This window comes from Protofrankia symbiont of Coriaria ruscifolia (genome assembly GCF_900634745.1).
GTDB lineage: Bacteria > Actinomycetota > Actinomycetes > Frankiales > Frankiaceae > Protofrankia > Protofrankia californiensis.
Genome location: NZ_CAAAFR010000102.1, coordinates 16,914 through 40,733, shown reverse-complemented (window position 1 = coordinate 40,733; position 23,820 = coordinate 16,914). Strand labels below are relative to the sequence as shown.

General features: G+C 68.0%; 19 protein-coding genes and 4 pseudogenes. 9 read left to right on the top strand and 14 right to left on the bottom strand.

Annotated elements, in window-relative coordinates:
- Positions 1 to 98: 98 nt before the first annotated feature.
- From CV1CTNOD_RS13210 to CV1CTNOD_RS13190, 5 genes and pseudogenes are all read right to left on the bottom strand, one after another.
- Positions 99 to 1,310, bottom strand: a complete 1,212-nt coding sequence (locus tag CV1CTNOD_RS13210; RefSeq protein WP_131786410.1) for an acetyl-CoA C-acetyltransferase — start codon at positions 1,308 to 1,310, stop codon at positions 99 to 101.
- A gap of 227 nt (positions 1,311 to 1,537) precedes the next feature.
- The gene (locus CV1CTNOD_RS13205) at positions 1,538 to 2,260 is read right to left on the bottom strand and encodes a TetR/AcrR family transcriptional regulator (RefSeq protein ID WP_131786409.1); all 723 of its coding nucleotides are present in this window, start codon (positions 2,258 to 2,260) and stop codon (positions 1,538 to 1,540) included.
- Positions 2,261 to 2,408: 148 nt separating this feature from the next.
- A complete protein-coding gene (locus tag CV1CTNOD_RS13200; RefSeq protein ID WP_131786408.1) occupies positions 2,409 to 4,016 on the bottom strand; it encodes an acyl-CoA synthetase in 1,608 nt (535 codons plus the stop codon).
- Between the two features lie 411 nt (positions 4,017 to 4,427).
- A pseudogene (locus tag CV1CTNOD_RS28300) lies at positions 4,428 to 4,553 on the bottom strand (LLM class flavin-dependent oxidoreductase); the annotation flags it as partial.
- On the bottom strand, positions 4,553 to 5,221 hold the full coding sequence (locus CV1CTNOD_RS13190; protein ID WP_242606656.1) for a TetR/AcrR family transcriptional regulator: 669 nt from the start codon (positions 5,219 to 5,221) through the stop codon (positions 4,553 to 4,555). The gene CV1CTNOD_RS13190 and the pseudogene CV1CTNOD_RS28300, both read right to left, overlap by 1 nt.
- A gap of 134 nt (positions 5,222 to 5,355) precedes the next feature.
- On the opposite strand from CV1CTNOD_RS13190, the gene CV1CTNOD_RS13185 reads away from it, so the two are divergent.
- A complete protein-coding gene (locus CV1CTNOD_RS13185; RefSeq protein WP_131786405.1) occupies positions 5,356 to 6,816 on the top strand; it encodes a DHA2 family efflux MFS transporter permease subunit in 1,461 nt (486 codons plus the stop codon).
- Between the two features lie 108 nt (positions 6,817 to 6,924).
- Here CV1CTNOD_RS13185 and CV1CTNOD_RS13180 read toward each other — a convergent pair whose 3' ends face one another.
- Positions 6,925 to 7,380: a hypothetical protein gene (locus CV1CTNOD_RS13180; protein ID WP_131786404.1), complete on the bottom strand. Its 456-nt coding sequence runs from the start codon at positions 7,378 to 7,380 to the stop codon at positions 6,925 to 6,927.
- A 425-nt stretch (positions 7,381 to 7,805) separates the two neighbouring features.
- Between CV1CTNOD_RS13180 and CV1CTNOD_RS13175 the strand changes: the two genes are divergently transcribed.
- Complete coding sequence (locus CV1CTNOD_RS13175) at positions 7,806 to 9,506, top strand: ATP-binding SpoIIE family protein phosphatase (protein ID WP_242606655.1); 1,701 nt, start codon at positions 7,806 to 7,808, stop codon at positions 9,504 to 9,506.
- Positions 9,507 to 10,161: 655 nt separating this feature from the next.
- On the opposite strand, the gene CV1CTNOD_RS13170 is transcribed toward CV1CTNOD_RS13175, so the two are convergent.
- Complete coding sequence (locus CV1CTNOD_RS13170) at positions 10,162 to 11,124, bottom strand: hypothetical protein (protein ID WP_131786402.1); 963 nt, start codon at positions 11,122 to 11,124, stop codon at positions 10,162 to 10,164.
- A 1,236-nt stretch (positions 11,125 to 12,360) separates the two neighbouring features.
- Between CV1CTNOD_RS13170 and CV1CTNOD_RS26625 the strand changes: the two are divergent.
- The 3 genes and pseudogenes from CV1CTNOD_RS26625 to CV1CTNOD_RS13150 form a co-directional block, all read left to right on the top strand.
- Positions 12,361 to 12,534: pseudogene (locus CV1CTNOD_RS26625) on the top strand (ABC transporter permease subunit); the annotation flags it as partial.
- A 117-nt stretch (positions 12,535 to 12,651) separates the two neighbouring features.
- Entirely contained in the window at positions 12,652 to 14,343 is a 1,692-nt protein-coding gene (locus CV1CTNOD_RS13155) for an IS1634 family transposase (protein WP_242606654.1), read from the top strand.
- Positions 14,344 to 14,668: 325 nt separating this feature from the next.
- On the top strand, positions 14,669 to 16,003 hold the full coding sequence (locus CV1CTNOD_RS13150) for a hypothetical protein (protein ID WP_131786399.1): 1,335 nt from the start codon (positions 14,669 to 14,671) through the stop codon (positions 16,001 to 16,003).
- Between the two features lie 19 nt (positions 16,004 to 16,022).
- On the opposite strand, the gene CV1CTNOD_RS13145 is transcribed toward CV1CTNOD_RS13150, so the two are convergent.
- Positions 16,023 to 17,084 (bottom strand): NAD-dependent epimerase/dehydratase family protein, encoded by a 1,062-nt coding sequence (locus tag CV1CTNOD_RS13145; protein WP_207386409.1) that lies wholly within the window; start codon positions 17,082 to 17,084, stop codon positions 16,023 to 16,025.
- Positions 17,085 to 17,149: 65 nt separating this feature from the next.
- Between CV1CTNOD_RS13145 and CV1CTNOD_RS27835 the strand changes: the two genes are divergently transcribed.
- A complete protein-coding gene (locus CV1CTNOD_RS27835; RefSeq protein ID WP_131786398.1) occupies positions 17,150 to 17,716 on the top strand; it encodes a lanthionine synthetase LanC family protein in 567 nt (188 codons plus the stop codon).
- A gap of 339 nt (positions 17,717 to 18,055) precedes the next feature.
- Here CV1CTNOD_RS27835 and CV1CTNOD_RS13135 read toward each other — a convergent pair whose 3' ends face one another.
- From CV1CTNOD_RS13135 to CV1CTNOD_RS26615, 5 genes and pseudogenes are all read right to left on the bottom strand, one after another.
- Positions 18,056 to 18,448 (bottom strand): type II toxin-antitoxin system VapC family toxin, encoded by a 393-nt coding sequence (locus CV1CTNOD_RS13135; protein ID WP_131786397.1) that lies wholly within the window; start codon positions 18,446 to 18,448, stop codon positions 18,056 to 18,058.
- Positions 18,445 to 18,687, bottom strand: a complete 243-nt coding sequence (locus tag CV1CTNOD_RS13130) for a type II toxin-antitoxin system Phd/YefM family antitoxin (RefSeq protein WP_131786396.1) — start codon at positions 18,685 to 18,687, stop codon at positions 18,445 to 18,447. The genes CV1CTNOD_RS13135 and CV1CTNOD_RS13130 overlap by 4 nt, the downstream gene beginning before the upstream one ends.
- A gap of 165 nt (positions 18,688 to 18,852) precedes the next feature.
- Positions 18,853 to 20,013: an acyl-CoA dehydrogenase family protein gene (locus tag CV1CTNOD_RS13125; RefSeq protein ID WP_131786395.1), complete on the bottom strand. Its 1,161-nt coding sequence runs from the start codon at positions 20,011 to 20,013 to the stop codon at positions 18,853 to 18,855.
- A 55-nt stretch (positions 20,014 to 20,068) separates the two neighbouring features.
- Positions 20,069 to 20,191 carry a hypothetical protein gene (locus tag CV1CTNOD_RS13120; protein WP_347402934.1) on the bottom strand — a complete coding sequence of 41 codons (123 nt, stop codon included), beginning with the start codon at positions 20,189 to 20,191 and terminating at the stop codon, positions 20,069 to 20,071.
- Between the two features lie 20 nt (positions 20,192 to 20,211).
- Positions 20,212 to 20,451: pseudogene (locus CV1CTNOD_RS26615) on the bottom strand (methylcrotonoyl-CoA carboxylase); the annotation flags it as partial.
- A gap of 295 nt (positions 20,452 to 20,746) precedes the next feature.
- Here CV1CTNOD_RS26615 and CV1CTNOD_RS13110 point away from each other — a divergent pair.
- From CV1CTNOD_RS13110 to CV1CTNOD_RS13100, 3 genes and pseudogenes are all read left to right on the top strand, one after another.
- The gene (locus CV1CTNOD_RS13110; protein WP_131786393.1) at positions 20,747 to 21,316 is read left to right on the top strand and encodes a hemerythrin domain-containing protein; all 570 of its coding nucleotides are present in this window, start codon (positions 20,747 to 20,749) and stop codon (positions 21,314 to 21,316) included.
- Positions 21,317 to 21,587: 271 nt separating this feature from the next.
- Positions 21,588 to 22,406, top strand: a pseudogene (locus CV1CTNOD_RS13105) (ABC transporter ATP-binding protein); the annotation flags it as partial.
- Positions 22,318 to 22,923 carry a response regulator gene (locus CV1CTNOD_RS13100; RefSeq protein WP_131786422.1) on the top strand — a complete coding sequence of 202 codons (606 nt, stop codon included), beginning with the start codon at positions 22,318 to 22,320 and terminating at the stop codon, positions 22,921 to 22,923. The pseudogene CV1CTNOD_RS13105 and the gene CV1CTNOD_RS13100, both read left to right, overlap by 89 nt.
- Positions 22,924 to 23,003: 80 nt before the next feature.
- Here CV1CTNOD_RS13100 and CV1CTNOD_RS13095 read toward each other — a convergent pair whose 3' ends face one another.
- Positions 23,004 to 23,786: a DUF6390 family protein gene (locus CV1CTNOD_RS13095; RefSeq protein WP_131786392.1), complete on the bottom strand. Its 783-nt coding sequence runs from the start codon at positions 23,784 to 23,786 to the stop codon at positions 23,004 to 23,006.
- Positions 23,787 to 23,820: the final 34 nt, after the last annotated feature.

The window sequence follows — 23,820 nt, the reverse complement described above, 5'->3', positions numbered from 1 at the left end:
GGATGCGGACGGGCAGGTGTCGGCCCGGTCGGGACAGGGCGAGCCGGGGACGCGCCGGGGAAGCGCGGACGGCGGGATACCGGCGGCGGGCCGGGGCTTCAGACCAGCTCGACCAGCGTCGCGACGCCCATCCCGGCGCCGATGCACAGCGTCACCACAGCCCGCCGGGCGCCACGCCGCTCCAACTCGTCGACCATCGTGCCGACGAGCATCGCCCCGGTGGCGCCGAGCGGGTGTCCCATCGCGATCGCGCCGCCGTTGACGTTGAGCTTCTCGCTCGGGATGCCGATGTCCTTCTGGTACTTCAGGACGACGGACGCGAACGCCTCGTTGATCTCGAACAGGTCGATGTCGTTAACGCCGAGGCCGGTGTGCGCGAACAGCTTGCGCGTCGCCGGAGTCGGTCCGGTAAGCATGATCGTGGCGTCCGCGCCGGAGGTCGCCGTGGCCACGACCCGTGCCCGCGGGGTCAGCCCGAGCTCGGCGCCCGCCTGTTCGCTGCCGACCAGCACCAGCGCGGCGCCGTCCACTATGCCCGAGGAGTTCGCCGCAGTGTGCACGTGATCGATCTTCTCCACCCAGTGGTACTTCTGCAGCGCCACGGCGTCGAACCCGCCCTGCTCGCCGACTGCCGCAAACGACAGCGGCAGCGTGCCCAGACCGTCGACCGTCGACTCCGGTCGCATGTGTTCGTCGTGGTCGAGCACGAGCAGGCCGTGGTCATACACCGGGATCACGGACCGGACGAAGTAGCCGTTCTTCCACGCGTGGGCGGCGCGCTGCTGCGACTGGACCGCGTAGGTGTCGACGTCCGTGCGGGAGAAGCCCTCGATCGTGGCGATCAGGTCCGCGCCGACACCCTGCGGCACGAACATCGTCTGGTAGTTCGTCGCCGGGTCGCTCGCCCATGCGCCGCCGTCGGAACCCATCGGTACCCGGGACATCGATTCGACCCCGCCGGCGAGGACGAGCTCGTCCCACCCCGAGCGCACCTTCTGCGCGGCGGTGTTGACGGCCTCCAGGCCGGAGGCGCAGAACCGGTTGAGCTGTACCCCGCCGACCGTGTCCGGCAGCCCCGCGACCAGCGCCGCCGTGCGGGCGATGTCCGCGCCCTGGTCGCCGACCGGGCCGACGACACCGAGCACCAGGTCGGAGACCCGGTCGACGTCGAGGTTCGGGTTGCGCTTGCGTATCTCGTCGATCAGCCCGACGACCAGGGAGACCGGCTTCACCCCGTGCAGCGAGCCGGTCTTCTTGCCGCGGCCGCGCGGTGTGCGGATCGCGTCGTAGATGAATGCCTCGGTGCTCACGTTGACGCTTCCTTCCTGACGAACCTGACGAGGAGGCTGCTTCGGGCGGCGCGGGTGGGTACGCTCGGCTCCGGCTCCCGCCCGGACCGCCGACCACGGGATGCACGGTCAGGGTCAACCCATTAACAGTCAATCCTGACTGTAGCAGCGCGTCAAGCGGTCACGTCCGTACGAACACGGTGGACTCGCCAGGGAAGGTGGAGTCAGGTCGGCTCGGCCATGGTGTGTCACAAGCCGAGCAGTTGACGCGCCATCCGTTTCCACTGGGCGAGATGTGGGTCACTGTCCGCGGTGCGCAGGTCGAATCCGTAGGTCATCGCGACTCCGCGCATGCTCGTCATCAGCAGCTCCCGCACCTGCGGGAAGTTCTCCTCGGATGCCAGCGCCGGGCCGAACGTGTCCTCGACGGCGGACCGGATGGAGACGCCGAGCCGGCGCTCGGCGGGGGCCAGCGCATCCCGCAGGGTCTCGTTGGTGCGGGCCGCCGTCCACAGTTCCATCGCCGCCCAGAAGTACGGTTGGTGGAAGGTCGACCACATCAGCTCGATCGCCCAGTCGAGGCGCGCTGTGCCGCCGGAAAGGTGATCCGGCGGCTCGCCGAACCGCTCCCACACGGAGGTCAGCCGGGTCGCCACGAGGTGCTGGGTTGCCGCGACCAGCAACACCTCCCGGGACGGGAAGTGGTGCAGCAGCCGGCCCCGGGACACCCCGGCCTCCGCCTGGATCACCAGAGTGGTGGTGCCTGCGTAGCCGTGTCGTACAAGGCAGTTGACCGCCGCGTCGAGGATGCGCTGACGGCTGTCCGTAGTGCGTTCCTTGTGGGTACGCTGACCCGGCTGGCCTGACCGGCCCGGCGCTGCCGTGACACCGGCGCCCGAGCCTGGAGCCCCCGGCGCGGGCGAGGCACCGCCGGAGGTGGCCGCCTGGGGGGCGGGCCGGGATGTGGACATGGAGTGAACACTACCGCCAACCGACCGTTTGACGGTCAGAACTGACTGCCGGCGAAGCTGGTCCGGGCGGTCCGGGCGGCCCAGGCCACCGGGTTACGAAGGCGCAATCATGCTCTATGTCGCGCTGCCGGCGACCCAAGCCCCCAAATCATGACTTGCGGGTTATGACTTGCGGGTTATGACTTGCGGGGTCGGTAATCCACCAGTCCGAGGGCCAGGCCGCAGTCAGGTAGCGTTCCCGCAGGGTCCTTTTGACCAGTTTTCCGGTCGGGGTGCGCGGCAGGACGTCGAAGAAGTCGACGCTGCGTGGACACTTGTAGTGGGCCATCCGGTCGCGGGCGTATTCCAGCAGCTCGCGTTCGAGGTCGGGACCTGGTGACACTCCGGGCGCGGGCTGCACGACGGCCTTGACCGCTTCGCCCATCTCCTCGTCGGGCACACCGATGACGGCCACGTCGAGGACCTTGGGATGGAGCGCCAGGCAGTCCTCGACCTCCTGGGGGTAGATGTTCATCCCGCCAGATATGATCATGAAGGACTCCCGGTCGGTCAGGAAGAGATAACGGTCGGAGTCCAGGTAGCCGACGTCGCCGGTCGTCGTCCAGGTGGGATGACGGGGATGCTGCGCCGCCGCCGTCTTCGCCGGGTCGTTGTGGTAATGGAAAGGAAGCTCGTCCCGCTCGAAATAGATTGTGCCTATCTCGCCGGCAGGAAGTTCCTCGCCGTCCTGTCCACAGATCCGGACGGTGCCGAGATAGCCGTCGTGACCGACCGAACCGGGCTTGCGCAACCATTCCTCACTAGCGATGAAGGTGGCGCCGGGGCCCTCCGTGGACGAGTAGTACTCGTGGAGGATCGGACCCCACCAGTCGATGATCGCCCGCTTGAGCTCGACCGGGCACGGCGCGGCAGCATGGATCGCCACTCGCATGCTGGATAGGTCGTAGCGGTCGCGGATGTGGGCCGGCAGCTTGAACATCCGCATGAGCATCGTCGGCACCCACTGGCTGTGGGTGACGTGGAATCGTTCGATCGCGCCGAGTGCCTGCTCCGCGTCGAACCGCTCCATCAGGACGACTGTGCCGCCCAACGACTGCACGACGCCTGCGTACCGCAACGGTGCGGCGTGGTAGATCGGGGCGGGCGAGAGGTAGACCGTGTTCGCGTCCATGCCGTAGAGCGCCTGACTCAACGCCACCAGCCGGTCACCAGGTTCGTGCACCTGCCGGTCGGGCAGCTCCGCCATGACGCCCTTGGGCCGGCCGGTCGTGCCGGAGGAGTACAGCATGTCCGCGCCGCGCGGCTGATCGGGCAGCGGCTGCGCGGAGCAGGCCCCGACCTCCGCCTCGTAGGACAGGTGACCCACGACGTCGCCGCCGAAGGCAAGCCGGTGGCGCGCCGAGGGCGTGTCGGCGACGACGGCCGCGGCGAGCGTGGCCAGCGCAGCCGACACGATGATCACTCTGGCACCGCAGTCGTTGACGATGTAGGCGATCTCAGCCGGCGACAGGTGCCGGTTCACCGCGGTGAGGTAGAGCCCACTGCGTTGGGTGGCCCAGTACACCTCGAACGCCTTGAGGCCGTTGTCGGTGAGCAGGGCGACCCGGTCGCCTCGGCGCAGTCCGGCCTCGTGCAGGTACCGCGCCAGCCGCACCGATCCGGCCTCCAGGTCCGCGTAGCTGAGGATCTCATCCGTCCCTGCCAGGACCACAGCCGGCTTGGCCGGCGTTCGCGCCGCGTGCTCCCCGGGATACATGCACACTCCTCGATTGATGTTGTATATCGATCGTTATACAGAGTAGGAATAGCCTAAATATGATGCGGATTTCACGCCAACCCGTGGGCGCGGCGTCGACAGCCGGAACGCTCACGGCCGCGCGCTCAGCCTCAAGCGCACACAGTTCCTCCTGCGCGCGGCAGGCATGGTCGCGGGCCGCCGCGCGCGACCTGGCCGGATTCCAGAAAGCCGGCATGAAGGGCTCGTAATGGAATAAGTGACGCCATCACAACGCCCACGACCTGCGCGGATGCCCCACAAGAAAGAAATTTATTCTATTTTAGACATTAAACACCACAATAAATAATGTATAAAACAAGCGGAATCATGAGATGCTAGGCACGGCCCAGCGACGCCACTGTCTTCGCCAGCGCGGGCCGCCGCCTGGGGATCCCCTCCGGCCCCACGGCCCAGCGCGAGGTCGACCCGCTCCGGGTAGAGACCCGCCAGCAGCCCGAACTGCTCCGCGATCGTCAGCGGGGTGTGGTTGGGCGGCAGCACGGCACCGGCTCCCACTACGTGTTCTCGGTGGGCTCCGCGCCGAACGCATGCAGGAAGGTGTCGACCGCGGCCCGTGTGACGCTGTGCAACTCGGCATCGGGGAGGCGCCGGGTACCCAGGCGGGAACGCGACTCCATCGAGCCGATGAGCAGCGCGCCGAGCTGTTCGGCCGCCTCGGCCGGGTCGCTTATCCGCAGCCGGCCGGCGAGGGACAGCCGCGCCAGCCGGTCGGCGAGCGCTTCGGTGACAGGGTTGGCCGCCCGTCCCTGGATGATGTCGAGCAGGTCGGGGAACTGACTGATCTCGGCATACAGGAGCCGCCGCAGCGCCCAGGACCGGTCGTCACAGTAGCACTGGACAAGACGGTGGCCGACGCTCTCCAGCGCCGCGCGGATGTCCCCGTCGTGGTCGCGTAGACGCTCGACCGCGGCCAGGTTCTCGGCCATCGCCCGATCCGCTTCGGCTGCTATTGCCTGGCGGAGCAGCGTCTGCTTGTCACCGAAGTGGTTGTAGATCGTGTGCTTGGCGACACCGGCCTCAGCCGCGATCGCGTCCACGGTGGCCTGGGTGTACCCCTCACGGGCGAACACGGTGAACGCGGCATCCAGGATCGCCTGCCGTTTGTCGATGCGTCCACGCGAGCCGGCTCGCCCCGCCGCGGCCGACGCCGTCGTTGCGCCCACCACGCCACCATAGTGCAACACACGAGTAACTGCACCAAGCCGTGTAACCATACGCACCATGCCGTTCTTCAAGCACTCGTGAGACTGTTAAAGTGCACCATCGAGTGCATACCTGAGAACCACGTGGAGGCACCATGACGCGTACACGGGACGACCGGCTGGATCCCGCGCTTCGGCTGCTGATCGGCGTGATCCTGCTCGGCGGGATCATGGGCATCCTCGACGGCTCGGTGGTCGCTGTCGGGGTCGACACGCTCGCCACACAGTTCGACACGTCCCTGAGCACGATCGGCTGGGTCTCCACCGGCTACCTGCTGGCCCTCACCGCCGCCATCCCGATCACCACCTGGGCTGTCGACCGGTTCGGCGGCAGGAAGCTGTGGATGTTCGGCCTCGTCCTCTTCCTGGCCGCATCACTGGCGTGCGGGCTGGCCTGGAACGTGCAGACCCTGATCGTCTTCCGTGTCCTCCAGGGCCTCGGCGCCGGCATTCTCGATCCGCTCGTGCTGACGCTGCTGGCCCGCGCCGCCGGCCCCCGCCGCGCGGGACGAGTCATGGGCCTGATGGGCATGGTTCTCTCCGCCGGCCCGGTACTCGGGCTGATCGTCGGCGGGATCGTCCTGCAGGGTCTCACCTGGCGGTGGATGTTCCTCGTCAACCTGCCGATCGGCATCGTCGCCTTCCTCGGCGCCCTGCGGGTGGTGCCGGCCGATCGGCCGCACACACAGCGGCCGCGACCCCGGCTCGACACCATCGGCGTCGCTTCGATCGGTCCGGGCTTCGCGCTGGCGGTGCTGGCCCTGTCACAGGCTGCCGACCGCACCGCGTTCGCGGTCTGGCAGGTGCTGATTCCCCTTACCGCCGGTGCCGCCCTGCTCGTCGGCTACGCGATCCACGCGCTTCGCGCCCGGCGCACGCCGCCACTGATCGACCTGCGGCTGTTCACCAACCCCGGCTTCGCCGCGAGCGTCACCGTCATGACGCTCGTCGGCCTCGCGACGTTCGCGAACCTCTTCGTGCTGCCCCTTTACTACCAACAGCAACACGGGTACGGCACGCTCGCGGCCGGGCTGCTGGTAGCGCCCTTCGCCGCCGCCGCCGTCGTCGCCATGCCGCTGTCGGGACGCCTGTCCGACCGGCTCGGCGCACGGAGCCTGGCGCGCGGCGGCGCGGTCGTGGCCGCGCTCGGCGGGCTCGCCTTCACCCAGGTCGGGGCGCGCACGGACGAGGTGTGGCCGGCGCTGGCCGCGTTCGTGGTCGGCCTGGGACTCGGCTTCGTCGGCGCACCGACGATGGGGTCGCTGTACCGGACGCTGCCCGCCCCGCTGGTAGCCCAGGGCAGTTCGGTGCTCTACATCCTCAACCAGCTCGGCGCCGCGATCGGCATCGCCGTCGTCACGCTCATCCTGGCGACCGCCGGCGACGGTGACGGGATGGCGGGCTTCCACCGCGTCCACTGGTTCGTGATCGGCACGGTCGCCGTCATCCTGGCCGCCGGTGTGCTCCTGCCGGGACGACCCGAGGCCCTGGCGGATGCCGGTGCCGAAGCATCCGACATCTCCGTGGACACGGTTGCCCAAGGAGCCGCCCGATGAAAACTACTGTGATTTCAGGGGAATTGACGGGAAACAAAGGGGCCGCGGGTGCAAATCCCGCCACCCCGACTTCGCAATATCAGGTCGGGGCCTGATCAACCGGGTGGATCAGGCCCCCGAATGGTTTTCGAGGTCGTCCTGGGAGCCATCCGGGAGCCGATCCCGAATACGGTCCCCGCCGAACGGCTGGTCGAAGAGGCGGGCGAGTCCGAGCTGAGCCCGCCTGATTCCGTGCCGGCGAATCCCATAAGCAACCGCGGCACGCAGCGCATCCTCATCGCCTCGGATGAGCGTGAAGACCTTGCCGCGGAAGACGACCTTCATCTGATCGCCTTTCACCAGGTGCAGATACCACGCGTCCTTGATGCTCCGGGCCGCCTTGGCCACGACCGCGTCGACCGAGGCTTCCGGGACTTCGACCCTTCGAAAGGTGACTTCGCCCCGCTCGGCCTCCTCTTCGAGGAGGACGGCACTGCTGCCGACCACGTTCACCTCTTCGAGCAGGGCGGGGCCGTCGAGACTCTCCTCGATGAGGACACCACACCACACGGTTGTGTCCGACATGCTCTCGCACGCTCCTTCTGCCGGTTCGCCGCTGGCGGCCCGGGCGGGACTCGGCGTCACCGGGGCCGGGCCTGGACGGCGGGAATGGCCGCGGTCAGGGTCTTCTCGTACCGGTCGGCGGCATCGTGTCCGCCGGACGGACCCGCACCACCGATCGGACAAGGTCCCACCGCGCACGCAGGACACGGTCCCAGCCGCGCTCCGTCCGGTGTTTCCGGCTGCGTGACCGCCCGGTCCCACACGTGACGACATCCATGGGGCGGCGCCCGGTGGGATCTACTCGTGAATAGGCCGGAAAACCACATCGGATGGTATCCTTCGGCGTCGTCCCATGAGCCGGGCGTGTGGTCCTTCGCCAGGACACGGAGGCACGGCGTCGAGATCGTGTTCTATGCAATGTAGCTGGAACGTTCCATGGACCTGACATGACCGAACAGCAGCGAAGCCTGCACAACCTGTATCTGCTCTATGAAGCCGCCAGACGAATCGGTCGCTCGCTGGACGTCGATCGCACAGCTCAGGATCTGGCCGATGTCCTCGTCCCGGCCTTGGGCGACATCGCCACGGTCGACATCGACGATGCCGTCCGGGCCGGGGACGAGCCATCAAAAATACTCGGTGGCGGGCAGGTGCCTCTTCGCCGCGTCGCCGCGGTCCGCAACAGCGGCTGCTGGTCTCCCGGATTCATCCTGGCGGGTATGCTGACCCCGCCGTTATCGGACCGGCCGGAGATCAAAAATCTTCAGCACGGCAAGGTTCTGATGGCCTTCGCCCGGGCGGAGGCAATTCCCGCCGCGGGCGATTTCCCGGACATGATGGTCCCACTGGACGCGCACTCCGGGATGAGCGCGCCCCTGTACGTCCGTGGCCTCCTGTTCGGGATCGTCACCGTGTGGCGGACCGGCTCGACTCCCGTCTTCGATCGAGACGACCGCAAGCTGCTGCGGGAGATCGTCTCCCGCGCCGAGCTCAGCGTGGACAACGCCCGCCGGTACACCCGCGAGCGCCATGCGGCCGTCGCGTTGCAGCAGGGTCTGCTGCCCCGCGCAAGCACCGACACCACCGCGGCCGAGACGGCCGGCGTGTACCTTCCGGCCGATCGAGGGTGCGAGGTGGGCGGCGACTGGTACGACGTCATCCCCCTGTCCTCGCTGCGGGTGGCCTTCGTCGTCGGTGACGTCATCGGGCACGGCCTGTCCGCCAGCGCCACCATGGGCCGGCTACGCACTGCCGTGCAGGCCCTGGCCGACCTGGATCCCGATCCCGGCGCACTGCTCACCCACCTTGACGACCTTGTGCAGCGGCTTGCCGACGAGGCCGACCTGTCCAGGCGGGACGTGGTGGGCGCGACGTGTGTCTATGCCGTGTACGACCCGGTCGCCGGCCGCTGCACGATCGTCAGCGCCGGACATCCACCACCGGCCGTGGTGACACCGGAGGGAACCGTCGACTTCGTCGACGTCAGCCCCGGCCCGCCGCTGGGCGTGGGAGGCATGCCGTTCGAGGTCACCGAGATCGACCTGAAACCCGGCAGCATGCTCGTTCTGTATACCGACGGGCTGCTCAACCGGCACAACCGCGACGTCACCCGGGGCATGGAATGGCTCCATGACCGCCTGGAGGCGCTCTGCGACGCGGACCGCCCCCTGGACGACATCGGCCGCGCTCTGCTCGGCGACACGTCGTCAACCCCGCCCGCGGACGACGTCGTCGTGCTGCTCGCCCGCACCCGCACCGTGGCGGCCGAGGCCGTCGTCGACTGGGAGTTTCCCGCCGACCCGTCCGTGGTCGCCGAAGTCCGGAGACTGACGACCCGGCAGCTGGCCGCCTGGAACCTCGACGATCTGGTCTTCACCACCGAACTGGTCGTCAGCGAGCTGGCCACCAACGCCATCCGGTACGCGCAAGGCCCGATCAGGGTGCGGCTCATCCGTGACGACCTTCTCGTGTGCGAGGTTGCGGACGCCAGCAATACCCAACCGCGGCTGTGCTACGCCCACGCCACCGACGAGGGTGGCCGTGGCCTGTTCCTCGTAGCCCAGATGACCCGGCGTTGGGGCAGCCGCTACGGCCGGCTGGGTAAGACCATCTGGACCGAACAACCGACGCATACGGTATACAGATAGTGAAGATACAGATAGTGAAGCGGTCTCCGCACCTGCGCGATCTTTTCGATGAAGGGATTGCCGGGCCGGGAAGCCGTCGACCGGCTCCCCTTAAACTCCCCTTAAAACAGCGGTGTCCACAGCCGTCCGGAGCGGACAGCCGTGCGCCTTCATCGGTCGCGTGGATCGGCAGCCGCAGATGGTGTCGACCTCACTCGCGCGTAGGAGGCTGACATAAAGACAGCTGGACAGCGCGTGGGAAGGGGCCACGGTACTGCCGGCGCGATGGCCGGAGCAGCTCTTGTGGCTTTTCTTTCCAGGCTTACTGCTCTTTCCAGGTTTACTACACCTGGGAACACCTCGCGCGTATTACGAGGTGTTCCCAGGTCCCATCCCCGTACGATCGGTGGGGCGTGAATGCCACCGATCGTACGGGATTGAGTTTCCGTGGCACCCATACCTGGACGCTGCGGCTCACCAGGAGCTTCAGCGTGTCGGGCGGGGCCGTGCGCCTCGGAAGGTCCAAGAGATCATGAGATGAATCCGGAGACGGCCCCAGGTACGCCAGGATGATCCAGCCGATCTCTCCGGAATCAATCTCCCGGGACCTGGGCGACTACGGGGTTCTCTGTAATCCCGTTGCGTTCAGCAACCGGCTGCGCGTCCGCGCCTTGTGCTAACCGGGCAGCAGGCTGGCCGGATCGAAATCTTCGTCCCAGTAGTGCGGGCGGACAACCGGTACGCCGAGCGCCTCGAAGACACGGTTGTCCTCCCAGTAGGTCGACTCAAGAATAATCTTTCCCTCGTCGTCGAACTGGTGGAACGTCGAGCCGATGGTCTCCAGCGTCTTGCCACTGGTGGGCAGGCCCCGATAGGTCGTGGCCCCCTCGATCTTGACGCTCCAGTGGATGAGGCCGTAGTTGCCGTTGCCCCCGAACCACTCGGTCGGGGTGAACGTGTAGGTGCCGTTCTCCCCGCTGGCGATCCCACCCAGCTTCTCCGCGAGCGTCGCGCGGTCGGTGATCGTGTCGTCGAGGTGGTCGTCGACCTTCGTGCACTCGAGAGTGAAGTAGTCGGCGTACAAGTCACCCAGAGCTGCCGTGTCACTACCAAGAGCGGCGGCCCACCTCCGCGCATGGTCCAAGCCGGTGGCCCGGGTGAAGGGAGCACCGGACGACGCCGCCACCACGGCGGGCTTGGTACCGGTCAGGCTCTTGCTGGGGCTCACGGGCCCGACCGTGCGCAGGACCGCGGAGGCGTCCCACCAGGAGGACTCGCGGGTGATGAGACCCTTCTCGTTGTACTGGTGGAAGGTGTGACCCTGGGTGCCGAACGGCTTGTTGGCAACGTCCAGACCGAGGAAGACGGCGGCGTGCTCGGGGCTCCACTCCCAGCGGATCAGCCCCGAACGCTCGTCACCGATGTAGGAGCGGATCCGGAAGTTGTGGATGCCGATGCCGTTGTCTGGGTCCTTGTTCGCGTACGGGGCGAAAAGACGGTGCAGGTCCGGCTTGCTGTTGATGTTGTGCTGATCGAGCATCACGTCTTCGAAGATGAAGCTGTCGTCGTAGAGCTTGCAGATCGATTCAGAACTCTCACGGAATGCTTTCAGCCACTTGACTGCGAAATTGTAGTGCATGAAGATTTCTCCTTGTCCTTGTTCGGGCCTTCGCAAGGCGGGGCGGAATTAAAGCTTCGAAGTATCAGCTCTCCCGGAGGTTATCAGTTTGTTGAGGCGTTCGACAGGTTTGTTCCAGCTACAGGGCGATGTTTGTTCTGCGTTTGTTCTGCCAGCAGCCATGAGTCGCACGACCGCAAGCTCACCCCTGTGAAGTCGCCTGGCGCGGGAGCGTGACGGGGTGTCGCCGCAGTCCTGAACGAACTACCCGGACGACTGACTCTTCGCCAAGCTCCCGGTACGGTCATATCAGCAGCATGCTGTAGACGGAACAAAAGACCTTGCCGACATTATGGACACGGTGGCGAGGCTGTGCCGGTCGGCCGGCGCAACGCGGCTGAGCAAGCCGGACAGCTTCGGGAAGCAAACGAGCGTCGCTGGTCAAGCTCATCGACGTCGCACCGATGACCGTAAACGTTGTGGCCATCAGGTCCTCCACATGTTCGCCCGCGACACCCTGCACGGCGCGGATCCTCGTCCGCCAAGTCATTTACATCAGGCGCAAACCATATTCCGGGGTGATTGGGTCCGCGTCACCCCCCGGGAGGAAGTCCGTCCCACGGCGGGATGATCTGCCTGCCGCGTCCGCGCGACGACGGAAGCAGTCACGGATCCGAGTCCATCCGCTGGCAGCACCGGCGCGGCAGGCCCCTGGATCCTCCGGCCGGGCGGCCGCTCCCGGGAGCGTCACCCCGTCGAAGGACGGCGTCTGCGCTGTGCGGAGCCCGCATACTCGACATTTACCCGGCCGGCTGGCCTCTGCTCCGCGACAAGATCAAACGCGGCCTGGTCCAGTTTCTTCAAGAATGCGGGTGGACGGCCGCCCTTCGCCGAACATCCGGGTGTCCGGGTGTCCGGGTGACCTGAAATGTGCTGAACCGTCGAGCCGGCAAAAATTCGGCGGATTCGGCATGCCCACGCATCATCCCACGAACGGGATACCCCGGCCGGGGATCGCTCGCCCGTATGGCTTCCAGACGGAAAGCAGACCGGCTGGCAACGAACTTCGTAGCCAATGCATGACACTGCGCAGCGGCACGGCTCTTTGTTCGAAACTACAAAAAAGCCCGGACCAACGAGACGACAAAACGTCGATCATCAGGCAGGTTGTCGTCTGCCTCAGCGGGTGTGACGAAAGGAACTGACATGACTTCTGCCACGTTTCACCAGCCCCTCCCGGGACGAGGACGCTGACCCGTGCTGCCCTTCGTCATCTCCGGTCTCGTCAGCGGTGCTGTCTACGGTCTGGCCGGCACAGGTCTCGTTCTGACGTACAAGAGCTCAGGTTTCTTCAACTTCTCCCACGGCGCCTTGGCCACGATCGCCGCGTACATATTCTATACGCTGCATATCCAGCACCATCTGGCCTGGCCGCCGCGATCTGCGTCCTCGTCGTGCCGGTGCCGGTCGCGTTCGCGCTGGAGACGGTGGGGCCCGTACTCCGCACGTTCGTCCGATGTGTTAGCCGCGTGATCTTTTGGTGGTGTGGTGGGTGTCTGGCTGGTGCGGGGAGTGCTGAATCTGCTTCGCTACGACACTGTGGCGATCGCGGGGGACTACGGACCGCCGAGCGTGGAGAAGCCGCTTGGGCTACTCCCCGTCGTGCGTGACTTCCTGGCTCGTCTGGACGTGGTCGGGATCGTGGACCGGCTCTGCCCGGTCCGCGAGGACGCGAGGATCACCCATGGTCAGGTCGTGGCCGCGCTGGTCGCGCACCGGCTGACCGCGCCCGGCGCGATCGTGCACGTCGAGGACTGGGCCCGGGCGTGGGCGGTGGAGGAGATGTTCGTTCTCCCGCCGGACGCGCTCAACGACGACCGGATCGGCCGGGCGCTCGAGGCGGTCGCCGACCGGTGCGACGAGATCGTCGGCTCGATCGGCGCGGCCGCGATCGCCGTGTTCGGCCTGGAGATGGCCAGGGTCCACTGGGACCTCACGTCGATCTCCGTGCACGGCGTCTACCCCGACGCGGACGACGACCACCCGACCCCTCGCCACGGGCACCCGAAGGACGGCCGCACCGACCTGAAGCAGATCCAGACCGGGCAGGGCGTCACCGCCGACGGTGGCGTGCCGGTGTTCTGGAAGGTCTACGACGGCGGCGCCGCCGAGGTCAGCCAGGTCGAGGCGGCGATGCGCGCGATCCGCGGCCTCGCGGCCGAGCGCCGGTTCCTGCTCGTCGGGGACAGCAAGCTCGTGTCCTACAGCAACCTGTCCGCGATCGACGCCGCGGGCGTGTGCTTCCTGGCCCCCGCGTCGAAGACCCTCATCCCGAACACGGTGCTCGCCGGCCTCGACTGGGCGAGCGCGAGGATCCTCGACCATGTCCCGGCCCGGGACGCCGGGAAGTTCGCCCACCAGCGGGCGTCCCACCGCGCCCGCGAGGGGGTCACGGTGCTGCGCGGCCCGCGCGCCGTCGACCCACCGCTTTCCGTCCGCACCGTCTATATCTGGTCGTCCGAGCACCAGAAGGCCGCGCGGGCCGCCCGCGAGAAGAAGATCGACACGGCTCGGGAGGACCTCGTCCGGCTACGCCGCAACCTCGGGAAGTACGGCTACACCAGCGAGGCGGCGGTCACCGACCGGGTCGAGGCGATCCGCCGCCGCCACGGCGTCACCGCCTGGCTGCGCACCCAGGTCGGCACCGACGACGACACCGGCACCCCGACCCTGCTCTGGCACTTCGACGAGCGGACCCTCGCCATCGACACCGCCGCCGACGGCTGGTTCGCGCTCCTGACGAACCAGACCACCGGCGAGGCCGATACCGGCGAGGTCTTCGCCGAGTACAAGGGTCAGGACGTCGTCGAACGCCGTCACCGTGCCTTCAAGGGCCCTCTGGCCGTGGCCCCGATCTTCCTCGAGAACAACGCCCGAATCTGCGGGCTCCTGCACACCGTCTGCATCGCTCTGCTTGTCTTCGCGCTCGTCGAACGACAGGCCCGCCAGGCCACCGGCCCCGACGGGAAGGTCCCCGGCCTCTACGCCGGCCGGGCCCGCCCGCCCCACCGGCCAACTCATCGCCAGAGCCCTCGCCGGCCTGCGCCTCGTGCCCGCCCACAACGGCCAACCCGCCTACATCCCCCGCCCCAGCCTGCTCCAGCAGCGGCTGCTCGATATCCTCGGCGTCGACCCCACCCGACCACCATGATCGCTACCCGGTCGACCGAAACTCCTTAACCACAAGTGCGGAGTACGGGTGACACGGTCGGTAGAGTCTGCCGGCGCTGGCACAACCCACGGCGGCTTGTTCTCCAGCCCATTCGACAGCTCGGCACGTCCGTCACCCCCGTTCCTCGCGCTCCCTCGGTTCCGTTTCAGGGACCAGCCTGGCGAGGAGTCCCGCAGCGGGCCATGCTGTGGGGGGATCACCTGGCGCTCACGCGAGGGATCGGGGTATCGCGGGGGTATCAAGTAGTGCCGCCAGGCGCGGCATGCGACCAGCGGCACGTCGGCGCTGGCATTATGGAGGCAAGCCGCCCGGCCTTCCAGTAAGGGAGTTGCTATGCCTTCCGGGCCATCACGCACCGTGTTGCATGCCCTTCTGGTCGAACGCGCGATGACGTATTCAATCTTCGAGCGAGAATACGTCCGGGTCTCGGCGCTGCTCTATGAAGAGACGGGCGACCGTGTATTCCGCAATGCGACAGTGGCGGAACCGACCCTGCGTCGGTGGACCAGCGGTGGCCTGAGACGGCTGCCAGCCCACCCGACCCCGGCCGTTCTGGAGCGCATGTTCGGTCTGCCGGTGGCCCGGCTCCTCGCCAACCCGGAGTCCGACAAGGTTCACCGGGCGGCCCTGCCAGCACTGACCGAAAGCGACATTGAAATGACGGCACGAGAGGCCGCTGGGCATGCCTCCGAAGCGGCGGCAAGCACCTTGCCGGAGATGACCATTGACCAGCTCGAAGACGACATAAGGCATCTGGCTGCGGGCTACAGCGCCCTCGCGCTTCCCGACGTCTACCAGCGGGCCCGGCTCCTGCTGGAGGTCTCCCAGCGGTCCCTCGAGCAGACGCAGTCCCCTCGTCAGCGAGCTCGGCTGTATCTCCTCGCGGGCGAAGCTACGGCGCTCTGCGCCGCCGCGTGTTTCGATCTGTTCTTGCTGCGGCCCGCCGCGCAGTTCGCCCGGACGGCCTTCCTCTACGGGCAGACGATCGAGTTCGGCCCTCTTCAAGCCTATGCACAGGGCGTTCTCGCCTACATCTCCTACTGGCAAGACCGCCCAGCAGAGGCCGTGCGCCATGCGCAGGCAGCCGCCCAGGCCCAGGGAGTCGGCACGGTGGGAAGACGACGCATCGCCGTCATCGCCGGCCGCGCTTGGGGGCACCTGGGCGACGCGGCGTCGGCTCGCAGCGCGATGACGCATGCCGAGCGTCTGACAGATCCATCGGCACGGGACGACCTGCACGACATCGGTGGCGAGTTCGGCATGAGTGTGGAGCGCATGCTCATGAGCAATGCCTCGACGGCCCTTCTCCTGAACGACGCCTCGGCTGCGGCGATGAACGCGCAGGCCGCCCTCGACAGTTACGGGGCGCTGCCCAACGACCAGCGCCCCGCGATGTGCATTGCGCAGGCACATGCCGATCTCGCCCATGCCCGTCTCCTGCTCGGGGAGATGGACGGCGTGGCCGAGGCGCTTGACGCCGTACTTTCGCTGCCGGCCGCGTGGCGAGGCACCGGGATCGTGCATCGCGTGAACAGCATCCGCCAAAGACTCCTGGTGCCCGCCCTAGGCCAAGCGCGGCCTCTACGGGAGTACGGCGAGGCCATCGAGGACTGGACCGCCAAGGCGCCAGGCCAGCCGCAGGCTACACACCTTGGTCTGCCTCAGTAGGAGAGCTGACTGCGCCAACTCACCCGCCCGAGGCACGCCCGGCCTGCGTCGAAGCCAGCCGTGCGGCCGTGAGCAGGCCAGCCTCGACATCCGGGCTGATCCCGTGCTCATCCCAGCGCGGGTGCGCCACCGGCCGGCCTCCCGACTCCATCCACCCCCACGTGTCGAGAACGGTCTCGCGGATTGGCCGTGTCGACAACCCTGCAGCCCGCGCCGCCGACGAGTCCACCGCCCACACGCCCGCGCTCGTCCGCCACAGCGGCAGCTCCGTCCACTGCTTCACCCCAGCATCCAGCAGGAGCCGGTCGGGCACCCATTCGACGACGCCACGACCACCCGTCACCTCGACACAGGCGTTCAGAAAATCACCGAAGGTCTCGTCGCCAAGCGCGGTGATGTTGAAGCTGCCGCCCTCAGCAGCGGAAGCCCGGTCAAGCGCAAAAGACGCGACGTCGCGCACGTCCGCCGGTTGAATCCGGCGGTCCGGCGTCCCGGGCCCCAGGATGGTGCCGCCGCGAGCAGCCCGAGCCAGCCACCACGGCAGCCTCCCGACGTACTCGTCCGGCCCCAGGATGACGCCAGGACGCAGAATCACAGAACGGCCATCCCCAAAGGCATGCCGGACCGCTCTCTCCGCGCCGGCCTTCTGCCGGCCGTAGTACCAGTCCGGCCCCGTCCAGCCCGGGGGCAGCCGGCCAAAGTCGGCATCCGCATCGGCCGGGGCCTCGAGCAGCTCAGAATGATCCTCCAACGGCTCGTTCGGCCACCCCCGGTAGACATTCACCGTGGACACGTACACATAGGTACCGGCCAGCGGCTCCAAGAGTCTCGCCCCGGCCAGGACATCCCGCGGAGCCAGCTCGGACGCAGACGTATCGACCACAGCATCCCAACGGCCGTGCTCGGCGAGCGCGGCCAGGTCACGCCTGCTCGTCCTGTCCCCAGTCACGGCAACCGCCCCCGCCGGCGGAGGACCGGAACACCCTCTGGTGAACGTGGTCACCGCCCAGCCCCGTGCGAGTGCGTCGGCCGCCACCGCCTTGCCGAGGAACCACGTGCCACCAAGCAGAAGAACACGCACCCTAAGATGCTGCCTCACGCAAGCCCCTACAGGCCAGGACGAATCGCCCTACAACCAAGATTGGCATGGCGGCGGCATGCTTACACGCCTATCTGGCGATCGACCGGATCTGCGCCGAGCTGGGCCAGTGGCGCTGCGGCACCCCGGGGCGACGGTGGTGGCCCGGCATGGTCTCCCCTTCCGAATGGAAGGCTGGGGCCGTCCAGCAGCCCGGCCCGCAACGACCCAGCTGGTGCTACGGCACCCCTGGACTGGCTCGCGCCCAGCAGTTGGCCGCCCTGGCGCTGGGCGACCGGCGGCGGCAGCACAAGGCCGAGTCCGCACTGGCCGGATGCCTCGTCGACGAAAAGCAGCTGGCGCAACTCGGCGACGCCGGCGTCTGTCACGGATGGGCCGGGCTTGTCCAGACCACCCGACGAGCGGCGGCCGACGCCGGTCCCGACAGCGCCCTGGCCGCCAGCCTGCCCGCCCTGCACACCAGGTTCGAGCAGCACCTCCACCGCGTGACACAGGCGACCGACGACACGGGCCGTCCTCCCGGTTCCACCAACCGCCGACGCGCCGCTCACCCACCCGTAGGTAAGATCAAAGAAGCGACAACAGAGACACTGTCTCAGCGGCAAGCAGGTTAAACGGCAAGCTCAGGGAGCGCAAATTTCGTGTCCACTAACGGCCTGCTACGCTAAGTAGAGATCAGCCGGTTCGTGGTCACGCCCCGTCGAAGTCGAGGGCCTGTAGACACGAACTTTCAGGGCGTCCCCATAAAACCGCAGGTCATCCCTGAAGGAGCGGGGCCTCCGGTCCTTGGTGACGGCCCCCGGGTAGGCCGGGGGTTGTTGCCATCGTCACTGGACGAGGAGGCTCCGCTCCTTCATCGCATCACAGCCCCTTTCCGCAACAAAGATCACGTAAGTTCGACCTAACCCATACTCAGTCCAACGCGGTGGACACAGTGACATGCGGCTGGGACGTCAGGCGGGCAGCGTCTTCACCTCGTAGGCCGAAAGTTGGCCGTCCGCGGTGACCAGCGGTACGTCCAACGCCTGCGCCTGCGCGACCAGGAGCCGATCGAAGGGATCCCGGTGATGGTCCGGCAGCTCCGCCACGCGCAGCACATGGTCATGCTCGACCGCAAGCGGAGTCATGCCCGTGCGCCGCATCCGGTCCGGCACATAACTACGCGGCGGTTCGGGAAGAACCAGCTTGCCCAACCGGTATTTGATCGAGATCTCCCAGCCGCTGGCGGCGGACAGCAGGACCTCGTTCGCGGTATCGGTCAGCAGGTCACGGGTGTCGTCACGCAGGCGCCGCGGCTCGGCAAGCAACCAGAGCCATACCTGCGTGTCGAGCAGGTAACGGCTCACCGGTAGAAGCTGTCCTCGATGTCGTCGGGCAGCGGGGCGTCGAAGTCGTCGGGGACGGTGAACCGCCCCTCGTCGAAACCGATCTCGCGCACGCCCCGAGGAGCAAACGGGACGATCTTGGCTACCGGCTTACCACTACGCAGGATGTCGACCTCCTGGCCTCCAGCCACAGCGCGCAGAAGCTCGGACAACCGCGTCTTCGCTTCATGCACGCCGACTTGGATAGCAAACTTAGTCATGGACTTAGTCTAGACCAGAGCCAGCGCGGCACAACAGCAGTACCGCGACAGAGACGCCGAGCAGCCCGCCATCCGGCGCCCGGCAGCGAGCGGAAGGTCCGGCGGGGAGCACCCGGTAGCAAGACATCGCCACCGGTACCGGAGCGCCCGCCCCGCCGTGTCCGTTCACAGACCGAGTTCTCGGGCGATGAGAATCTTCTGGACTTCGCTGGTGCCCTCGCCGATCTCCAGGATCTTCGCGTCCCGCCAGTGGCGGGCGACGGGATACTCGTTCATGAAACCGTAGCCACCGTAAATCTGGGTCGCCTCCCGGGCGTTGGTGACCGCGGCGTCCGAGGCGAACAGTTTCGCCATCGCCGCCTCCTTCTTGAACGACCGCCCGGCGAGCATTTTCGCGGCCGCGTCGTAATAGGCGGTACGGGCGACGTACGCCCGCGCCTCCATTTCAGCAATCTTGAAGGCGATGGCCTGGTTCTGCCCGATCGGACGGCCGAACGCCTCCCGCTCCCGGGCGTATTTCACGCTCTCGTCCACGCATCCCTGCGCCAGGCCCACCGCCAGCGCGGAGATGGCGATGCGGCCCTCATCCAGGATCTGGAGGAAGTTGGCATAGCCGCGTCCCCGTTCGCCGAGAAGATTCTCCTCCGGCACCCGGACATCGTCGAAGGTCAGCGGATGGGTGTCCGAAGCATGCCAGCCGACCTTCGAGTAGGCCGGCCCGGCCGTGAAGCCCGGCGTGGGCACCGGCACCAGAATGGACGAGATCTCCTTGCCGCCGGCCGCGGTCCGCCCGGTGACCGCGGTGACCGCGGTGACCGTGACCAGCAGGGTGATGTCCGTACCCGAGTTGGTGATGAACGCCTTCGAGCCGTTGACGACCCACTGGCCGTCCTCGAGCCGGGCGGTGGTGCGGGTGCCGCCGGCGTCGCTGCCCGCGCCGGGCTCGGTGAGCCCGAAGGCCCCGAGCGCCTGGCCAGCGGCCAGCAGCGGCAGCCACTGCTGCTTCTGCGCCTCGCTGCCGAAGCGGTGGATCGGCATGGCGCCGAGCCCGACCGCGGCCTCCAATGTGATGGCCACGCTGGAGTCCACCCGCGCAAGCTCCTCGATCGCCAGGCACAGGGCGAAGTAGTCCGCGCCCTGCCCGCCGTAGGACTCGGGGAACGGCAGCCCGAACAGGCCCATCTCCGCCATCCCCGCGACGACCGGGTAGGGGAAGGTCCTCGCCTCGTCGTACGCGGCGGCCACCGGCGCCACCACCTCCCGGGCGAACGCCTCCACCGTCTTGCGCAGGGACTCCTGCTCCTCGGTCAACCGGGTGTCAGGCATCCGAACCCCTCCTCTGCACCGGCCCTCGGCTGCACGCTCCCCGGCTCCGCCGGTTTCACCGGGTCTGCCCGGCCGGCGGGTCCACGGGTTCGACCACCGCGAGCAGCCGGTCGAAAGCGACCTGATCCCCGGTACGGACGATGACCTCCTTGACCAGGCCGGCGTGCGGGGCCGCCACCACGTGCTCCATCTTCATCCCGCGGCCAGCGGGAACAGCGCAAGAAAGGGGCTGCCGCGGTCGAGCAGCCCGTCCACCCGGTCCCGGGACAGCAGCTTCCCCCGGGCGACATGGCGACGCCGCAACCGCGCCGGACCACCCAGCGCGGCCTGTGCCGACCGTCCGCGCAACTGCCCGACCAGAGCACGATGACCAGCCGCGTTACGCTGGGCCGCGTCCCCGTCTGCGTCCCGGCGGGCCGTCAGCGTCGGTGTGTCCAAGGCGGCCCCTCGCAGGCTGGGATCAGCAGCTCCGAGGTTAGCCCCTGGCACCGCCAATCCACTGATCCCAGGCCGGTGACCGGCGCCGGGTCCGAGTCCGGGTCCGGGCCCGGGGAGGCGCCCTCGCGCCGGGATGACCCTGTTGCCGGAAAAGACGCTGATGCCGGATCCGCTTCTCAGCAGGCCTTCGCGTGAGGTCGTGGTCGGTTCGCAGTTTCACCCGTGGTCGGTCCTGGGCACCCCGACTTAGGACACCGCCGCGGAGCGGACCGCCGACGAGGAAGGGACAGTCACGATGAGCAAGGCCGACGAAGAACGCGCCCAGGCCGCGCGGCTTCCACAGGACGACGTCGTGGGCATTCTGCTGGAGCAGCACGCCCGCATCCGTGATCTGTTCGCGGACCTGAAGACCGCGGAGGGTGAACACAAGCAGCAGGCGTTCGACGAGCTGCGGGCACTGCTCGCGGTGCACGAGACCGGGGAGGAGATGGTCCTGCGGCCGGTCACGCGGGACGTGGCCGGGGCCGAGGTCTCCGATGCGCGCAACCACGAGGAGGAGGCAGCCAACCGCGTGCTGGCCGAGCTGGAGAAGATGGACGTCAGCGGCGTTGAGTTCGACGCCCGGCTCGCGCAGTTCGAGCGGGCCGTGCTGGAGCACGCCGAGCACGAGGAGCAGGAGGAGTTCCCCGCCCTACGCCCGGCACGCGCCGAGGAACAGCTCCAGCGCATGGGCCGGCGGCTCCGGACGGCCGAGAAGATCGCCCCGACCCATCCCCACCCCGCGGTGGCCGGCTCCACGACGGCCCAGTGGGCGGTCGGCCCCTTCGCGTCGCTTGTCGACCGGGTGAAGGACGCCGTCAAGTAACCGCGTTGCCGTATCCGTCCAGGCCGCGGGACGAGATGCACCGGCTGGTTCGAACGCGTGGTTCGGCAGCCGCGGGGCCGGGATGAACGCGGCAGCGCAGCTGCCGCCAGCGACCATCATCCGCGTACGGTGTGACGCCTCCCCTCGAATCCTCCTCGGTGGCAGCCTGAGCATTCCTCTGCTGCCATGACAAACGTCATGGCAGCGCTGTGAGTCGGTCACGTGGATTGGTGACGCCGGGCACCACTGTGTGCGCCCAGCGAGCCGGACCATGGTTCACATGGACGACACAGACACACATGTCATCGACGTCAAGGGGCTTTGGCGCCGCTACGGCGGACCGCGTGGGGGTGGCTTCGCCGCGGTCCGTGGGGTGGACCTCGCGGTACTCCGCGGCGAGCTGTTCGCGCTGCTCGGGACCAACGGTGCCGGGAAGACCTCGACCGTTGAGGTGCTCGAGGGCCTCGCGCCGCCCACCTCCGGGTCCGTGCGCGTACTCGGTAGTGATCCCTACCGTGCGCGGCGTTTCGTCCGGCCACGGATCGGGATCATGCTGCAGGAGAGCGGCCTGCCGTCCGGTCTCACCGTCGCCGAGGCCGCCCGGATGTGGGCCGGGACGCTGACCTTGCCGCGACCGGTCGAGGAGGCGCTGGAGCTGGTGAGCCTCCGCCACCGCGCCAGCGCCGAGATCAAGCAGCTCTCCGGCGGGGAACGCCGCTGCCTCGAGCTCGCACTGGCGATCATGGGCTGTCCCGAGGTCCTGTTCCTCGACGAGCCCACCACCGGCCTGGACCCGGAGCACCGTCGAAGGGTGTGGTCGCTGATCGGCGAGACGGTGGCATCCGGTACCACCGTGCTTCTGACAACGCACTACCTGGAGGAGGCCGGTGAGCTGGCCGACCGACTGGCGATCATGCATCAGGGCCGGATGGCTGCTTCCTCGTCGAGGCATCGCTTCCGGCCGTCCAGGAAGCTCCCCCGGCAACAGCGAAGTCGACCTCATGATCCGGCTCCTGCTCGCGGACGACGAGAACCTCATCCGCTGCGCGCTGGCGGCACTGCTCGCGATGGAAGACGACATCGATGTCGTGGCGCAGGCTGCGTCCGGCGACGAGGCGCTGGCAATGGCCCGGCTGCACCGTCCCGACATAGCCGTACTCGACCTGCAGATGCCCGGCGCCGACGGGATCGCGGTCACGGACCAGCTGCGCACCGAACTACCCGGATGCGCAAGCCTCATCGTGACCAGCCACGGACGCCCCGGACATCTCAAACGGGCCCTCGCCGCGGGCGCCCGTGGCTTCCTGCCGAAGACCGTGTCGGCGCAGGTCCTCGCCGACGTCATCCGTACCGTCCACCGAGGCGGGCGGTACGTCGATCCAGAACTCGCCGCCGAGGCCATCAGCGCCGGAGACAGCCCACTGACGCCGCGAGAGGCTGACGTCCTCACCCTCGCAGCCGGCGGCTCTCCGCTCGAAGAGATTGCCAAACGCGCGACGCCCTCCCTGGGGACGGTACGCAACTACCTGTCCTCGGCCACCACCAAGCTCGGCGCCGCCAACCGCCATGAGGCCGTGCACCTCGCCCGCTCCCAGGGCTGGATCTGAACAGACTCGGCAGTTCCGCCACATGGCCGAGCCCTTGGAATGATCGGCTTGTGGAAGCGGCCGAACGCCGGGCAGGTCGTCTACCTTGCTTCCTGGACGTGCGCCAGCCGGCGGTTGGTGGCCTGGAGCTGGGCCAGTGTGGTCCGGCGCAGCGTCCCGGCCTGCTCGTCGGTCAGCCGGCCGCTGACCCAGTCCCAGTGCAGGGCGACTCGTTCCCCCGGCTGCACGTCGGGGACGAAGCTGACGCCGTCGACAACGAGCGCGACCCGCTGTGACCGGGGTCCGGACAGCCCGAGCCTGCCGTCCTCCCAGGTCAGGCACTGGCTGCGCACCACAATGTGGTCGCCGTCGCGGTGGTCGCCGGCGCGCGCCATTACCCGTCCCCACCGGATCCGGCAGCTGTCCAGCACGTGCAGTGGCTGGGCGGAGTGCGGCGAGTCCAGCAGCCGGGACCACGGATAGACCCCGAGGACGTGGAAGCAGTGGTTCGGCGCGGCCTCGTCAAGGATCTCCGGGGTGAGGTGCTTCCAGTACTGCCCGGCCTGCGGGGTGATCCTGGCCAGCAGCGCCGCGCCGAACTCGCGTGGATCGACCGCGTCCGACACACCGCCACCGAGCCAGTACGCCTCGACCACCCGGCGGTCGAGCGGGTCGTCGATGCCGGCAAGCCGGGCCAGGATCTGCAGGTACGGCCAGGCTCCGTGGAAGCCACGGGCCAGCGACCGGGGATCGCCCGTCATGACCCCGGTAGCGCCGTACTCCAGCAGCGTCTGTGAATCAGCCGGGCCGCAGTAACCGAGCTTGTTCGGCGCATAGGCGTAACGGGCGAACAGCCGTGCCCCCTCCCCCTCCGCCTGGGTCACCTGAGGGCCAAAGGCACCGCGATCATATTCTTTT

Excerpts from the sequence above, each read along its gene's own strand:
- CV1CTNOD_RS13205 (WP_131786409.1), bottom strand. The coding sequence starts at position 2,260 with ATGTCCACATCCCGGCCCGCCCCCCAGGCGGCCACCTCCGGCGGTGCC.
- CV1CTNOD_RS13200 (WP_131786408.1), bottom strand. The coding sequence starts at position 4,016 with ATGTATCCCGGGGAGCACGCGGCGCGAACGCCGGCCAAGCCGGCTGTG.
- CV1CTNOD_RS13185 (WP_131786405.1), top strand. The coding sequence starts at position 5,356 with ATGACGCGTACACGGGACGACCGGCTGGATCCCGCGCTTCGGCTGCTG.
- CV1CTNOD_RS13180 (WP_131786404.1), bottom strand. The coding sequence starts at position 7,380 with ATGTCGGACACAACCGTGTGGTGTGGTGTCCTCATCGAGGAGAGTCTC.
- CV1CTNOD_RS13175 (WP_242606655.1), top strand. The coding sequence starts at position 7,806 with ATGACCGAACAGCAGCGAAGCCTGCACAACCTGTATCTGCTCTATGAA.
- CV1CTNOD_RS13170 (WP_131786402.1), bottom strand. The coding sequence starts at position 11,124 with ATGCACTACAATTTCGCAGTCAAGTGGCTGAAAGCATTCCGTGAGAGT.
- CV1CTNOD_RS13150 (WP_131786399.1), top strand. The coding sequence starts at position 14,669 with ATGCCTTCCGGGCCATCACGCACCGTGTTGCATGCCCTTCTGGTCGAA.
- CV1CTNOD_RS27835 (WP_131786398.1), top strand. The coding sequence starts at position 17,150 with ATGGCGGCGGCATGCTTACACGCCTATCTGGCGATCGACCGGATCTGC.
- CV1CTNOD_RS13130 (WP_131786396.1), bottom strand. The coding sequence starts at position 18,687 with ATGACTAAGTTTGCTATCCAAGTCGGCGTGCATGAAGCGAAGACGCGG.
- CV1CTNOD_RS13125 (WP_131786395.1), bottom strand. The coding sequence starts at position 20,013 with ATGCCTGACACCCGGTTGACCGAGGAGCAGGAGTCCCTGCGCAAGACG.
- CV1CTNOD_RS13110 (WP_131786393.1), top strand. The coding sequence starts at position 20,747 with ATGAGCAAGGCCGACGAAGAACGCGCCCAGGCCGCGCGGCTTCCACAG.
- CV1CTNOD_RS13100 (WP_131786422.1), top strand. The coding sequence starts at position 22,318 with ATGATCCGGCTCCTGCTCGCGGACGACGAGAACCTCATCCGCTGCGCG.